Annotated in this window: 13 protein-coding genes; 5 read left to right on the top strand and 8 right to left on the bottom strand. The window is 74.4% G+C overall.

The window, feature by feature from the left end; translation table 11 throughout:
- Nucleotides 1-44: 44 nt before the first annotated feature.
- Together LOK46_RS08415 and LOK46_RS08410 are read left to right on the top strand one after the other, a co-directional pair.
- The gene (locus tag LOK46_RS08415) at nt 45-404 is read left to right on the top strand and encodes a winged helix-turn-helix transcriptional regulator (RefSeq protein WP_273563350.1); all 360 of its coding nucleotides are present in this window, start codon (nt 45-47) and stop codon (nt 402-404) included.
- 102 nt (nt 405-506) lie between these two features.
- Nucleotides 507-2555, top strand: coding sequence for a methyl-accepting chemotaxis protein (locus LOK46_RS08410; protein WP_273563349.1), 2049 nt, complete (start codon nt 507-509; stop codon nt 2553-2555).
- Between the two features lie 109 nt (nt 2556-2664).
- Here LOK46_RS08410 and LOK46_RS08405 read toward each other — a convergent pair whose 3' ends face one another.
- From LOK46_RS08405 to LOK46_RS08390, 4 genes are all read right to left on the bottom strand, one after another.
- Nucleotides 2665-3522, bottom strand: coding sequence for an amidohydrolase family protein (locus tag LOK46_RS08405; protein WP_273563348.1), 858 nt, complete (start codon nt 3520-3522; stop codon nt 2665-2667).
- A 106-nt stretch (nt 3523-3628) separates the two neighbouring features.
- The gene (locus LOK46_RS08400; protein ID WP_443192893.1) at nt 3629-5158 is read right to left on the bottom strand and encodes an MFS transporter; all 1530 of its coding nucleotides are present in this window, start codon (nt 5156-5158) and stop codon (nt 3629-3631) included.
- A 139-nt stretch (nt 5159-5297) separates the two neighbouring features.
- On the bottom strand, nt 5298-5552 hold the full coding sequence (locus tag LOK46_RS08395) for a hypothetical protein (protein ID WP_273563346.1): 255 nt from the start codon (nt 5550-5552) through the stop codon (nt 5298-5300).
- 197 nt (nt 5553-5749) lie between these two features.
- Nucleotides 5750-6595 (bottom strand): TrmH family RNA methyltransferase, encoded by an 846-nt coding sequence (locus LOK46_RS08390; RefSeq protein ID WP_273563345.1) that lies wholly within the window; start codon nt 6593-6595, stop codon nt 5750-5752.
- A gap of 890 nt (nt 6596-7485) precedes the next feature.
- Between LOK46_RS08390 and LOK46_RS08385 the strand changes: the two genes are divergently transcribed.
- The 3 genes from LOK46_RS08385 (at nt 7486) to LOK46_RS08375 (ending at nt 9749) form a co-directional block, all read left to right on the top strand.
- The gene (locus LOK46_RS08385) at nt 7486-8580 is read left to right on the top strand and encodes a replication protein RepA (protein WP_273563344.1); all 1095 of its coding nucleotides are present in this window, start codon (nt 7486-7488) and stop codon (nt 8578-8580) included.
- A gap of 123 nt (nt 8581-8703) precedes the next feature.
- On the top strand, nt 8704-9357 hold the full coding sequence (locus LOK46_RS08380) for a hypothetical protein (protein WP_273563343.1): 654 nt from the start codon (nt 8704-8706) through the stop codon (nt 9355-9357).
- Nucleotides 9358-9533: 176 nt separating this feature from the next.
- Nucleotides 9534-9749, top strand: a complete 216-nt coding sequence (locus tag LOK46_RS08375) for a hypothetical protein (RefSeq protein ID WP_273563342.1) — start codon at nt 9534-9536, stop codon at nt 9747-9749.
- 38 nt (nt 9750-9787) lie between these two features.
- On the opposite strand, the gene LOK46_RS08370 is transcribed toward LOK46_RS08375, so the two are convergent.
- From LOK46_RS08370 to LOK46_RS08355, 4 genes are all read right to left on the bottom strand, one after another.
- Nucleotides 9788-10162: a hypothetical protein gene (locus LOK46_RS08370; protein ID WP_273563341.1), complete on the bottom strand. Its 375-nt coding sequence runs from the start codon at nt 10160-10162 to the stop codon at nt 9788-9790.
- Nucleotides 10163-10520: 358 nt separating this feature from the next.
- The gene (locus LOK46_RS08365; RefSeq protein ID WP_273563340.1) at nt 10521-12101 is read right to left on the bottom strand and encodes a SulP family inorganic anion transporter; all 1581 of its coding nucleotides are present in this window, start codon (nt 12099-12101) and stop codon (nt 10521-10523) included.
- Between the two features lie 2 nt (nt 12102-12103).
- Nucleotides 12104-12781: a carbonic anhydrase gene (locus LOK46_RS08360; RefSeq protein ID WP_012318536.1), complete on the bottom strand. Its 678-nt coding sequence runs from the start codon at nt 12779-12781 to the stop codon at nt 12104-12106.
- A gap of 192 nt (nt 12782-12973) precedes the next feature.
- Nucleotides 12974-13315 carry a hypothetical protein gene (locus LOK46_RS08355; RefSeq protein ID WP_273563339.1) on the bottom strand — a complete coding sequence of 114 codons (342 nt, stop codon included), beginning with the start codon at nt 13313-13315 and terminating at the stop codon, nt 12974-12976.
- Nucleotides 13316-13583 lie beyond the last annotated feature (268 nt).

The following is a 13583-nucleotide window of genomic DNA, read 5'->3' as shown; positions in this document are numbered from 1 at the left end:
AAAACGCCGATAGTGCCAGAAACGATACCGTCGGAGACATCGCCATGCCGCGCACCCGCCATCACGCCGGCGCCTGCAGCCCCGGCTGCGCCGTCGAGGCGACCCTCCGGTTCATCGACGGCAAGTGGAAGGGCGTGGTCCTCTATCACCTGCTGGAGGGGACCCTGCGCTTCAACGAGATCCGCCGGCGGGTCGCCGGCGTGACCCAGCGCATGCTCACGAACCAGCTGCGCGAAATGGAGGCGGACGGCCTGATCACCCGGACGGTCTACGCCGAGGTTCCCCCGAAGGTCGAATACAGCCTGACCGAGCGGGGGCGGTCCCTCGAGCCGGTCATCCGCGCGCTGAAGACCTGGGGTGATCTGCACGCCGAATTGGCAGATACGGCCCAGAACGCTGCCTGATTGGGCAGACCTGTGCCGAATATGGGCGAGACAGCATAACTGGATTTTTATGACTTGGCCGGAAGGTGGCGCGTCTCCCGCCGGACGGTTCCAGAACTTCCGATGCCGATCCTCGCCTCCCTCCGCGCCCGCATCCTGGCGGTGGCGCTCGCCCCGTGCCTCGCCTTCGCGGGGGCGGCCGGCCTCGCCGTGTCGGACCAGTGGGCGCGGCGGGCCGAGATGGACCGGGTGGAGAGCCTGGTCGGCCTCGCGTCCCGGATCAGCGCCTTCGTGCACGAGGCCCAGCGGGAGCGCGGGGCCTCGAGCCTGTTCCTGGGCGCGAAGGGCGCGCAGTTCGGCCCGGAACTGGCGGCCCAGCGCGGACGCACCGACGCGGCGCTCGCCGGGCTGCCCGAGGCCGTGACCGCCGCGACGGGCTTCGGGCCGGTCTTCGCGGCCCGGAGCGAGGGCTTCGCGCAGGCGCTCACGGGGCTGGCCGCGCAGCGCCGGGCGGTCGATGCCCTGACGGCGGCCCCGCCCCAGGCCGTGGCCTACTACACGGGCCTGATCGGGGAGGGGCTCGGGCTGGTGCGGGCCATGGGCGGCGCGATCGACGAGGCCGGCCTCGCCGCCCGGGCGAACGCCTACGCGGCCTTCCTGGCGCTGAAGGAGGCGGCCGGCCAGGAGCGGGCCGTCGCCGCGTCGGTCTTCGCCTCCGGCAACCTCGACCTCGCGGCCGCCGGCCGCCTCGCGACCCTCTCGGCCGAGCAGGCGACCTATGCCGGCCTGTTCCGGGCCGGGGCCGAAGCGGGACAGGCGACCCTGCTCGACGCCGCGGAGGCGGCCGGGCCGGCCCGCGAGGTCGCGCGCCTGCGCGCGTCGGCGCAGGAGACGGTGCCGGGGACGCCCCTCGCCTTCCGCGACGCGCCGGCGTGGTTCCGCCTCGCCACGCAGCGCATCGACGCCCTGAAGGGCGTGGAGGACCGGCTCACCGCCGACCTCGTGGCGGCCGCGGGGGCGGTGCACGCCCGCGCCGAGCGGATGCTGGCCCTCTGGGCCGCCGGCGGGCTCGCCCTGTTCGCCCTCTCGGCCGGCCTCGCAATCTGGCTCGGCACGGCCATCGCCCGGCCGCTCTCCCGGATGGCCGGGGTGCTGACCGCGATCGGCCGGGACGCGGGCACGGCCGACCTGACCATCCCAACCGGCGGGCCGCGCGAGGTCCGGGCGATCGCCGCGGCCGCCCTGGCGTTCCGCGACAGCGTCGCCGAGCGCCGGGCGGCCCGGGCCGCGCAGGAGCGGCTCGCCGCCGAGACCGCGGCGGCCCGGCGCGCGGCCGCCCTCGGCCTCGCCGACAGCTTCGAGCGCCAGGTCGGCGGGATCGTCGCGGCCGTCTCGGCGGCGGCGGCCCAGTTGGAGGCCTCCGCGCACGGGATGGCCCGGGCCGCCCAGGACACGACCGATCTCAGCCGGGCGGTGGCGGTGTCGGCCGATTCGGCCGCCCGCTCGGCCGACACGGTGGCGGCGGCCACCGAGGAGCTCACCGCCTCGGTCCGGGAGATCGGCGTGCAGGTCGGGTCCTCGGCGGACCTCGCGGCGAACGCCACCCGGAGCGCCGACGGCATGGCCGGGGAAGTCCACCGCCTCGCCCAGGCGGCCGGCAGCATCGGGGAGATCGTCGCGATCATCTCGCAGATCGCCGGCCAGACCAACCTGCTGGCGCTCAACGCGACCATCGAGGCGGCGCGCGCCGGGGAGGCGGGCCGCGGCTTCGCGGTGGTGGCCGCCGAGGTCAAGCACCTCGCGGAGCAGACCGCCCGGGCCACCGAGGCGATCGCCGGCAAGGTCGGGGAGATCACCGGATCGACCGAGGCCTCGGTCCGGTCGATCGGCGGCATCACCGCGGTGATCCGCGACCTCGCCCGGATCGGCGCCGAGATCGCCGCCATGGTCGAGCAGCAGGGCGCCGCGACCGCGGAGATCGCCCGGACCACCGCGCGGACCTCGCAGGACACGCGCGGAGTCTCGCAGCACATGGCGGGCGTCGGCGCGGCGGCCGGCACCGCGAGCCAGGGCTCGGCCCAGGTGCTGCACGCGGCGGCCGACCTGTCCCGGCAGGCGGGCGACCTGCGCGGCGCGGTGGAGGACTTCCTCACCCGGGTCCGGGCGGCCTGAGGAGGGGGTTCCCGAAGGGCTCGGCCCTTCGGCGGGGTGTCGGGGCGGCGCCCCCGACAGGCGGGCCGCGCCCGCGACAGGTCCCGGACCTTTCGAAACCGGGCTTTCCCTACGCGGCGAGGCCGAGCCCGAGCAGCCGGTCGGCGTTGCGCCAGAGGGCCGCCTCCAGGGCCTCCTCGGACAGGCCGAGGCCGCGGAAATCCGCGACGCCCTGGCCCATCGGCCGGAACGGGAACGAGGAGCCGAACAGGAACTGGTCCCTCATGAACCCGTTCGCCGCCTCGACGTAGAGGCCGCCGCCCGGCGCGAACGTGTACATGTCGGGCGAGACGAGGACGTTCGCGTTGCGGAACGCCACCGTCACCATCTCGGCCACGTGCGGGTAGAACCCGTGGCAGCACACGATCGGCAGCGTCGGGAAGGCTCTGGCGACCCGGTCCACCGCCAGGGGGTCGTTGAGGCGCAGGTCCGGCGTCGTCGGGCCCGACATCACGAAGGCCGGGACCTTCAGGTCCTGGCACAGCTCGTAGAGCGGCATCAGGCGCGCGTCGTCGGCCCGCATGGCCTCGCGGTAGAAGCCGGCATCGAGGTTGATGCCCTTGAAGCCGAGTTCGGTCACGGCGCGCCGCGCCTCCGCCAGGGCAGCCTTGCGGCCGAGCTTCACCGGGTCCACCGAGGCGATGCCGATCAGCCGCCTCGGGTCGTGCCGGGCGGCCTCCGCCAGGGCGTCGTTCGAGACCCGCACCCCCGGCACCGAGCGGGCGACCATGACGGCGACGTCGATGCCGGCCCCGTCCATCTCGGCGCGGAAGCCCTCGATCGTCGCGCCGCGGGTGAAGTGCTCCACCTCCCGGCTGCCGACCCGGGCGTTCAGCCAGCGCGCGACGCCGAATTCCGGCGTGTCCGGCTCGGCGCCGAAGAATCGGTGCAGGAAGGTCGGCCGGCTGCGCATGTCCACGACGGGCATTTTGTGACTCCCCAGTGTGATCGGCGGATAGGTCGGGTTTCCGGAGGGCGGGGCCCTCTGGCGGGTCGTCAGGGCAGAGCCCCGACACGCGGCGTCGGGAACCGGCTCAGTGCGAGACGGCCTCCAGCACCTTGCCGCGGGTCTCGACGCCGAGGGTCAGGACCAGCAGGGCGGCGATCAGGAAGCCGCCCGCGCCGACCTGGAACGCGGTGGCCGGGCCGTGGTCGCGCACCAGCACCGGCACGATCATCGGCCCCAGGATGGCGCCGATCCGCCCGAAGGCCGAGGCGAAGCCGGCGCCCGTGGCCCGGGCCCGGGTCGGGTAGAGTTCCGGCGTGTAGGCGTAGAGGCAGCTCCACATGCCGAACATGAAGAACTGCATGACGAAGCCGGCGACGAACAGCCAGGTCACGGCGACGCCCGAGACGGTCAGCACCGTCCCGGCGCCGGCATTGCCGTACAGGTAGGCCGCCGCCGCCGCGCAGATCAGGAACAGGGCGGTGGTGGGCTTGCGGCCGACCCGCTCGAGCAGCACGGCCGCGGCGGCGAAGCCCGGGATGCCGCCGAGGGTGATCAGGGTCACGAAGCCCACAGAGCCGACGATCGAGAAGCCGCGCTCCTTGAGCAGCACGGCGATCCAGGAATTGAGGCCGAAGAAGCCGATCAGCGCGAAGAACCACAGCCCGAACGCCATCACGGTGCGCAGGCGGTACGCGGGCGCGAACAACGTCGCGACGGCGCCGAGTCGCGGGCCTTGCTGCGGGCCGGGCACGGCCGCCGTCGCCTCGGCCGTCACCGCGGCCGTCACCGCGGCCAGGGCCGGCGCGACCGGGGGGAGGGGGCGGCCGGTGGCGCGCTCCACGGCCCGCTCCATCGCGGCCATCGCGGATTCCGCCTCCGCCTCGCGGCCCGCCTCGGCGAGCCAGCGGGGCGATTCCGGCATCGTGCGGCGCACCGCCAGCACCACGAGCGACAGCAGGCCGACCACCACGAAGGCCCAGCGCCAGCCGAGATAGGGCAGCACGAAGAAGCTGATCGCCCCCGAGAGGACGTAGCCGACCGCCCAGAACCCCTCCAGGATCGCGATGTACTTGCCGCGCACCTGGGCCGGGACGATCTCCGAGACCATCGCCTGCGCGACCGGCGCCTCGCCGCCGACGCCGACCCCGATCAGGAACCGGCAGGCCATCAGCACGGGCAGGCTCCAGGCGGCCGCCGCCGCGAGGCTCGCCAGCCCCCAGACCACCATGGTCACCTGGAACACCGCCTTGCGGCCGAACCGGTCGGAGGCGGTGCCCGCGAGGATGTTGCCCACGAGCTGGCCCGCGAAGGTCATGGCGGCGAGCTGCCCGGCCTCGGTGGGCGTCAGGCCGAAGGCCGCCACGATCGCGCCGAGCAGGAAGGTCAGGAGCGCCACGTCGATCTGGTCGACGAGCCACGCCGAGGCGATGATCGCGAAGATCCTGCGCTGGTAGCCCGACATGGGCAGCCGCTCCAGGCGCGCCGCGATGTCGGAGGCGTGCGGCCGCGCGACCCCGGATGACGGGGCGGCCGGGCGTTCGACGGCTGGCGGCACGGTCGGCTGCTCCCTCCGCGTCCCGGACCGTACCGGGGCGGTTCCGCGGATCCGGTACATCACGCCGGGGCCCCGGACCAGGGACGGTGCGCGCCCGGCACCGTCGCGCTCCGGAGCGGGACCCGGGCAGAGGTCCCGGGCAGAGGTCCCGGGCATGATCCCGATCGGACGGGACCGGACCGCCTCCGGGTTTACCGGTTCAGTCGGGAATCGCGAAGCCGATCGACAGGCACAGGGCCGCGACGGCCGTCAGGGCCATGGCGGCCTGACGGACCTGATGCCAGCGCGCGCTGCGCGCGCGCTCCTCCGGGCTGGCGCCGAGCTGGAGCTCGTCGTCGAAGCCCGTCACGAAGGATTCGAAGCTCGGGAAGGCGCGCCGCGCGAGCCAAATCCACACGCCGACGGCGACCAGGCCGAGGGCCCAACCGCCGTAGGTAAACGCATCGTCCAACATCCGGCGCAGCCCTCGAGCCGACGCCCCCCTCACCGCATATTCTACGGGAAGTTGCGAAGATTGCCTAGGCGGAAGAGGGGGATCCGGAGCCGGTTCCGTGTTTCCGAACGTGTCGCGGCGGGACCGATCGGGTGCCGGGCCGGCCGCGTCCCGGTCGCGCGTCCGTCGCGGCCCCGTCGGGCCCCTGTCAGTCCCTGTCAGTCCCTGCTCCGGCCGAGGGCGTAGAGGGTGATGGCGGCGGCGTTCGAGACGTTGAGGCTGCGGATCGCGCCCGAGAAGGGGATCCGGGCCAGGACGTCGCAGCAGCCCCGGGTCCGCTCGCGCAGGCCCTTGCCCTCGGCACCCAGCACAATCACCAGCGGCCGCGCGACCGTCAGCGCGTCGAGGCTCTCGGGCGCGTCCGAATCGAGGCCGACCCGGGTGAAGCCGCGCTCGCCCAGTTCGATCAGGGCCTCGGCGAGGTTCCGGACGGTCACGAAGGGCACGTGCTCCAGGCCGCCGGAGGCGGATTTCGCCAGGACCCCGGTGGCGCCCGGCGCGTGGCGCGCCGTGGTGACGATCCCGGCCACCCCGAAGGCCGCGGCGGTGCGCACGATCGCCCCGACGTTGTGCGGGTCGGTGATCTGGTCGAGCGCCAGCACCAGCGCGTCGGCGGGCAGGTCGTCGAGGCCGGGGGCGGGCAGGGGCTCGGCCTCCAGGTACAGCCCCTGGTGGACGGCGTCCGGGCCGAGCAGGCGGCCGATGTCGCTCGGCCGCACCAGTTCCGGGGTGATCCGCACGGCGCCGCCGAACTCGGCCTCCAGCCGCGCGGCCGCGTTCTCGGTGGCGAGCAGCCGGTGCAGGCCCCGCCGGGCGTTGCCCAGGGCCTGCACCACGGGATGCCAGCCGTAGAGCACGGTCGGCCCGTCGCCGGCCTCCTCCCACGGGCGGGCCGCCGCGCCCGGCCGGCCTCCGGGCCTGGGGGTCGGGGGCCGGGACCCGTGCGGGCGGGGCCGGTTGGGGCGTCCGCCGGGCGGCCGGCCGTCGTCGCGGCGATCCGTCATCGGGCTTCGATCGGCGAAGGGACCCTGGCTGGGGCGAGGCTGGGCCGGGTGGATTCGGGCAAGGGGGGCATCGGCGCGCTCTTCTCTGAGGGCCCTCTCGGAAGGAGCCGAGAAACCGGGCGGCATCGCCCGCGTCAAGCCGGCATCACACCGGGACCCCGGCGCGGTCCAGGACACCACCGCGGGGATCGACGGAGCGCGGCGGCACGGCACCGGATTCCCTCGCCGATCCGTCAAGCCGGAACGATCGGTCCTCGTAGGAATGTGGAAAACCTGCTCATATTCCCTTCGAACTCTGTGCACGTGCGGGCTCGACACGGTCGTTCGTCAGAACGAACGGTCGGATCCGCAGTAGGAAGATTATCTGGATGAATCTCTCAGAGAGTCAGTTCAGCAGGTTATATGGGGCGGCGAATTCCGCATCTGTGCCAGGGCTTTGTTCCGGGTTCACGCATCCGACTCTGCGCGGGGGTGCATTGAACTCTGCGCGGTGGCGTATCCGAGTCTGCGCGCGGGCCGCCCCTCGGCGTATCGGAATCTGCGCGGCCGCGTATCTGATTCGGCGCGGATTCGAGCCCGGGTCGGTGGATAACGGGGACGGACACCGTGCGGTCGCGCGTATCGGACTCTGCGTCCGACTCTGTGTCCGACTCAGCGCCGGATCGGCGGGGACGAGGCCCGTATTGAACTCTGCGCGCCGGGGCGGGGACCGGCCGTCGAGCGACCGGCCTCGGCCCGCTTTCGGGCGCGACCGCGCAGCGGGGAAGCGTGGATTGCCGGGACAAGGCCGACCGGACGGGGGCCGCGGCGGGCGAATCGTGGCATGGCAGGATCGGGCCGTCCGTCCGCCTGCCGGATGGACGCGCCCGTGCACCGCGGGCCGAGGGGCGATGAGCATCGAGGAGAAGATCGCCGGGATCCACGACCCGGACCTGCGGGCCGAGATCGAGGCGGCGCGCGGCGGCTTCCTGTTCGCCCAGATCGTCGAGCACGTGCTGCACCGTCAGCGCGAGCGCGATGCCCAGGCCGCCCTCCTGGGGGAGGAGGAGAGCCGCCGGGCCGGGCTGTCGCGCGACCAGCGCCGCCGCGACGCGGTGCGCCTCGTGATCGAGAACGAGCCGGCCCTCCCGTCGAGCCTCCAGCACATCCACTCGGTGCTGGCTTTGTGCGGCCTGCCCTACCGCGATCCCGGGCCGGTGCGGGAATTCTCCCGCAGCTACGGCCGCAACTCGCTCAACCTGATCGCCGGCCGGATCAAGGACCCGGAGACCGGCGCCTTCGAGCCCCAGGGGCTGCCCTACGGCCCGAAGGCCCGGCTGGTCCTGCTCCACCTCTGCACCGAGGCCGTGCGCCAGCGCAGCCCCACCGTGAAGGTGGCCGAGACCCTGTCGGGCTTCATGCGCGAGATGGGCTTCGCGGTCACGGGGGGCGAGCGCGGCACCATCCGCCAGTTCAAGGAGCAGCTGAACCGGCTGGCCGCCTGCTCCATGCAGATCGGCCTCTGGGACGGGCGCGACAGCGCGACCACCCTCAACGTCCCGCCGTTCCGCAGCCTGGAACTGTGGCGCCCCCGCGCCGGGGAGGGGGACGACGAGGCCGGCCGCACGGTGCGCTTCGATCCCGAATTCTACGAGACCCTGATCCGGCACGCCCTGCCGGTGGACGTGCGGGCCGCGCGGGCCTTCTCGGGCTCGGCGCGCAAGCTCGACCTGCTGTTCTGGACCGGCTACCGCCTGCGGTCCCTGCAGCGGCCGCTCCGCCTGACCTGGGCCAACCTCCACGCGCAGTTCGGGGCCGAGAACGCCTCGATCCGCAGCTTCCGCCAGGCGTTCAAGGCCGATCTCGCGCATCTGCGCGAGGTGTTTCCGCGGCTGCCGCTGGTGCTCGACGACGGCGGCCTGACCCTGCACCCGGCCGATCCCAGCACGCTGCTCGTGCCGCCCCGCCCGGCGGGCAAGGGAATACGGAGACGCGTCAAGGAATAGGACGGTCGGCGCGCCGGTGCCGTTCCCATCACCAGGAGGAATATGATGGGAATGCGCGTTAGCGGCTATTCCCGAAGCCGATGGGAATGAGTATATGTTCCGTCCACTCGGAGGGAACATGACGTGGGCCTGTCGGAGTCCGAGATCGCGGCGCGGCTGGCCGCGCTGCGCCGCCAGCGCGAGGCGCTCGATCGGGAGATCGCCGATCTCGTCCTCTACCAGGAGCTCGGTCGCCGGCTGGCGGCCGGCGGTGCCGACGCGCGGCCGGATCCGGCCCTGAGGCCCGATCCGCCGGTTGGGCTGCGCCGAGACCCGGCCGACGGGCCGCCGCCGCGGGGTCTGGACGTACCGGAGGCCCGGCCCGGAGCGCCTGCCGACGGGGAGCGCGCGGCCCGCGGGCGGTGGGGCGCGCAGGCTGGTCCGGCGGCGCGGTCCGCGGGGGCGCCCGAGCCCGCCGTCGGCGCCGGCCCGATCCCGCCGGCGATCGCCTTCACGGAGGACGCCGCCGGCGCCCGTCGCTACGGCCGGGCCGTGGTGCAGGCGGCCTGCGCGGCGATCGCGCGGGCGGGCCGGCCGCTGCACGCGGCCGAGATCCTGGAGGTGCTCGCCGGGCAGGGCTTCACCCTGCCCGGTCGGGATCCGGTGGCGGCCCTCAACACGCGCCTGTGGAAGCGGTCGGGGCCGGGCGGCCCCCTGAACCGGGTCGCCGAGGCCACCTACGGCCTGGCCTCCCCGCCGGCCTCCACGCCGGCATTCCCGGGACCGGACCCCGCCTGAGGGGCGCGGGTCACGAAGACGTGACGCCGGACCCCGCCGCCGTCTCCCCCATAAAGGGCGCGCGCCGGGCCCGGCGATCCGCTCGGCTGCGCGCCCGCGGGCCGGGAGCGGCGTCTGGGCCGGGGAGGGCGTGCCATGGACAGGATCGGCCGCGATCGGATGACCCGGAGGGCGCGATGACCGCGGCGCTCGCCGCGCCGGTCACGCAGGTCTGCGCCTTCGTGCTCGGCTGCGCGCTGATCCACGCCGCCCGCGCCCACGCGGATCTGATCACGCGGCTGCTAGCCGTCACGGCTATCGGCGCGGCCGTGCTGGTGCTCCTCGTCGCCTCCCTCGACTACGCGCCGGAGGGCGGGACCTTCGACGAGGTCACGGTCTACGCGGACTCCTGATCCGGCCGCCGGGCCCCGCAGGCGCCGGTCGGTCCGCCTCAGTTGACCAGGCAGAAGCCCTGACCGGTGCCGACCCGGCGCTCCTGCGCGCACCAGGGCTTGGACGCGCCGGAGCCGGCCGCCGGGGCCTTCAGGCTGGCGGTCGTCTGCGCGGGGTCGGCCGCGGTGCCGCGGAGGGTGAGGCTGCCGAGGGGCGCCCGGCCGGGCTCGGGCCGGAGCGCGGCCTGATCGGGGCCGGCCTCCGGTCGCGACCCCGGCGGGACCGCGCCGTCCGGCGCCGGGGGCGCGGCGCTCGCCACCGGCGGCTGCACCGCGTCGGGCGGGCTCAGGGTCGCGAGGCCGGGCATATCCTGCGCCGCCGCGGCGCCGCACAGGACCAGGCAGGCGGCCGGGGCCGCGAGGAACCTGATCATCGACGAAGCTCCTGACGAGAACCATTCCGCCGGCAGGTCCGCGGAGCCGACCTGCCGTGGGGCGCAGTCTGGCCTTCCGCGCGTTAAAGGGGCGCGAAGATTCAAGATTAACCGGTTTTGAAGATCGCCGGGCATCCGGACCCGGAGAGCCTTGACGGCCGGGGCGGCGGGCTGCCGCCGCCCGGAGATCGGGACGCGGTGACCGGGCGCGGAAGCGGCGCGGAGCCGCTCCCGATCGCGCCGGCGTCGGGAGCGGCTCCGCACCGTTGCTGCGGGCTGGGCTTCGGCGGCCGGCCCGGGATGCGGCGCGCCCTCCGCCGGACCGGTCCCGCCGCCGGCGGAGGGCGCCGCCGGGGCCTCAGTGGGCCGGGGCCGCCACCGCGGCGGCGAGCCGGTCGTGCGGGACGCCCGAGCCGCCGACCACCGCGATCCGGCTGCCGCCGGCGCTGCGCCGGCTCGCCCAGTCGCCGATCATCTCCAGGCAGGTGTGGTCGATGGCCGCGAGGTTGTCGGTGGCGAGGCGGACCTCGCCGCCCGCCGGGGTGCGCTCCAGGGCCGCCGTGAGGCTCGGCAGCTGCAGGAAGGTCGCTGCCCCCGACAGGCGCAGCTCCGGCACGCCCGGCACTTCGGGGGCCGCCGCGTGCTCGATCCGGAGCCGTCCCTTGCGCAGGCTCGGCAGGGCCTGGAGCAGGCTCAGGGCGAGGCCGGTGAGCACCCCGGTGAGCAGGTCCACCGCCACCACGGTGGCCATCGTGGCGAGCCAGATCGCCGCGGTCAGCCAGCCGTAGCGGGCCTGCAGGTGCAGGGCGTGGGCCGGGCTCGCCAGACGCCAGCCGGTGACCACCAGGATGCCGGCGAGGCTCGCGGTCGGCACCAGGGCCAGCAGCCAGGGCAGCACGAGCAGGAAGGCCAGGATCCAGGTCCCGTGCATCACCGTGGCGGCGCGGCTGACGGCGCCCGCCTGGACGTTGGCCGAGGAGCGCACGATCACCCCGGTCATCGGCAGCGCGCCGACGAGACCGCAGATCAGGTTGCCGATGCCCTGCGCGCCGAGTTCCCGGTTGAACTGGGTGCGGGGGCCGTCGTGCATCCGGTCGACGGCGGCCGCCGAGAGCAGGCTCTCCGCGCTGGCGATCACGGCGATCACCAGAGCCATGATCAGGATCTCGGCCTCGGCGAGGCGGGCCCAGGACTCGGCGGCCGGCAGGGCGAGGCCGGAGAACAGCGCCTCCGGCACCGCCACGCGCTTGACGGCGAGATCCCCGAGCCCCGCCACCAGGCTGCCCGCCAGCACGCCGATGAGCGCCCCGGGCAGGAGCCGGAGCCGCGCCGGGCGCAGCCGCTCCCAGGCGATCATCGCCGCGATGGTGATCCCGCCGACGATCACGGCCCCGGTGCGGTCGCCCGTGCCGGAGACGAAGTTGAAGAACGCGGCCGGGATCGCCACGAGGTTGTCGAGGCCGCTCGCCCGGGGGAGGGCGTCGGTCAGGACGTGGATCTGGGCCAGCACGATCAGGATCCCGATGCCGGCCAGCATGCCGTGCACCACGGCCGGCGAGATCGCCCGGAACCAGCCGCCGACCCGCAGGGCGCCGGCGGCGAGCTGGACGAGGCCCGCCACCACCAGGACGGGGCCCAGGGCGTCGAGACCGTGCGCCTGCACGAACCCGTAGACGATCACGGCGAGCCCGGCGGCGGGCCCGCTGACCTGGAGCGGCGAGCCGGCGAGGAAGCCGACCACGATGCCGCCGACGATGCCGGTGATGAGCCCGCGCTCCGGCGGCACGCCGGACGCGATGGCGATGCCCATGCACAGGGGCAGCGCCACCAGGAAGACCACCACGGAGGCGGGCAGGTCCCGGGCGAGGCTCGTCCGGACGGCGCCGCCCGGGGCGAGGGCGCTCTGCAGGTTCGTGGTCAGGCGGCCGGGGGGGCGCATGATCAGGCCGCCTGCAGGCGGCTGCTGGCGGAGGAATCCTGCGCCACGGGCATGTCGGCCCCGGCGATCGGCCGGAAGCGCCCGCTCGCGCCGTCATAGGCCAGGAGGGCCCCGGTCTCGATCTCGAAGAACCAGCCGTGCAGCCGCAGGGAGCCCTTGGCCAGGGCGGCGGCGACGCTCGGATGGGTGCGCAGGTTGGCGAGCTGGACCACCACGTTCTCCAGGGCCAGGGCGTGGTGGCGGGCCTGCGCGTCCATCCCCTCGGGATAGGCCTCGCAGACGATCCGCTCGGCGGCCTCGGCGTGGCGCAGCCAGGCGGCGACGCTGGGCATCCGCTTGAGCAGGTCCCGGTTCATCAGCCCCTTCATGGCGCCGCAATCCGAGTGGCCGCAGACCACGATGTCGCGCACGCCGAGGGCCACCACGGCGTACTCGATCGCCGAGGAGACGCCGCCGACCACGTCGGAGGCCGGGGGCACGATGTTGCCGGCGTTGCGGCAGACGAACAGGTCGCCGGGGCCCGCCTGGGTGATGTGCTCGGGCGAGACCCGGGAATCCGCGCAGGCGATGATCAGCGCGCTCGGGTGCTGCCCGTCGCGCACCAGCTGCTGGTACATCTGCCGCTGGCCGGGGAAGACGCTGCCCTGGAAGCTGGCGATGCCCTGGATGATGTTGTTCATGAAGGGTCCCTGACGCTGGGAGAACCGGAAGCCGGAACGGGGAAGGGCGACGCGCCGGAGCGCGCCCGCCGGACGGCGGCGCGGGACGGGAGCGCGGAGCGGTGTTCGGTCGGGTCGGACCGCCCGGCCGGAGGGGCCGGGCGGTGGGTCTCGGTGTCGGCGTGCCGCGTCGGAGGCTCGGCGCCCGAAGTCTCAGCGACGGGCCCGGCGGCGCTCCGCGGTTCCGGAGGCCCAATGCGGGTCGACGACCTGGCCGCGCGCCACGGTGGCCCCGGCCCTGTCGTGAACCATCGGCGCCCCGAGGAGCTGCCCGGATCCGGAGCGCTGCGAGTGCAGCGAGCGCGGGTCGTGGTGCGGGTCGCTGATGTAGGAGCTCATATGGCCGCCGCCGGCGGCCTGGCGGCTCCCCCCGCCGCCTTCGCCCGCCTGCGCCGCCAGGGGCGCTCCGAGGATTCCGGTCAGGAGGCCGAGGGCGAGGCCGAAGGCGGGACCGGCCGTGCGGCCGCGGACCGGGAGATGTCGGGACTGGGTCATGGCGTTTCCTCGCTGTTCGACTTGTGGCGCGGGACACCGCATCCCTGCCGATAAGTCGACCCTAGTCTACATTCTCGGAATGGCATGTGCGCATCGGCACATTATATCGACGAAGTCTTTAATCCTCGGCACCTGTACTATTGTGTGCGCCCGCGCACGTCTTTGTTACACCATGAAATCATCGACGGGATTAAAGGGAGATCTGGCCTCGACGGCGCGGGTCGTGCCGCGCCGGGGCGCAGGGCCGCGCGGCCGCCGCCCCGCCGTA

Source organism: Methylobacterium sp. NMS14P (assembly GCF_028583545.1).
GTDB lineage: Bacteria > Pseudomonadota > Alphaproteobacteria > Rhizobiales > Beijerinckiaceae > Methylobacterium.
The sequence above is the reverse complement of the archived record's forward strand: the minus strand, read 5'-3'. Positions and strand labels throughout refer to the sequence as shown.

Bases quoted from the DNA above. Each gene is read 5' to 3' on its own strand.
- LOK46_RS08360 (WP_012318536.1), bottom strand. From the start codon at position 12,781: ATGAACAACATCATCCAGGGCATCGCCAGCTTCCAGGGCAGCGTCTTC.
- LOK46_RS08385 (WP_273563344.1), top strand. From the start codon at position 7,486: ATGAGCATCGAGGAGAAGATCGCCGGGATCCACGACCCGGACCTGCGG.
- LOK46_RS08390 (WP_273563345.1), bottom strand. From the start codon at position 6,595: ATGACGGATCGCCGCGACGACGGCCGGCCGCCCGGCGGACGCCCCAAC.
- LOK46_RS08370 (WP_273563341.1), bottom strand. From the start codon at position 10,162: ATGATCAGGTTCCTCGCGGCCCCGGCCGCCTGCCTGGTCCTGTGCGGC.
- LOK46_RS08400 (WP_443192893.1), bottom strand. From the start codon at position 5,158: ATGTACCGGATCCGCGGAACCGCCCCGGTACGGTCCGGGACGCGGAGG.
- LOK46_RS08405 (WP_273563348.1), bottom strand. From the start codon at position 3,522: ATGCCCGTCGTGGACATGCGCAGCCGGCCGACCTTCCTGCACCGATTC.
- LOK46_RS08395 (WP_273563346.1), bottom strand. From the start codon at position 5,552: ATGTTGGACGATGCGTTTACCTACGGCGGTTGGGCCCTCGGCCTGGTC.
- LOK46_RS08355 (WP_273563339.1), bottom strand. From the start codon at position 13,315: ATGACCCAGTCCCGACATCTCCCGGTCCGCGGCCGCACGGCCGGTCCC.
- LOK46_RS08415 (WP_273563350.1), top strand. From the start codon at position 45: ATGCCGCGCACCCGCCATCACGCCGGCGCCTGCAGCCCCGGCTGCGCC.
- LOK46_RS08375 (WP_273563342.1), top strand. From the start codon at position 9,534: ATGACCGCGGCGCTCGCCGCGCCGGTCACGCAGGTCTGCGCCTTCGTG.
- LOK46_RS08365 (WP_273563340.1), bottom strand. From the start codon at position 12,101: ATGCGCCCCCCCGGCCGCCTGACCACGAACCTGCAGAGCGCCCTCGCC.
- LOK46_RS08410 (WP_273563349.1), top strand. From the start codon at position 507: ATGCCGATCCTCGCCTCCCTCCGCGCCCGCATCCTGGCGGTGGCGCTC.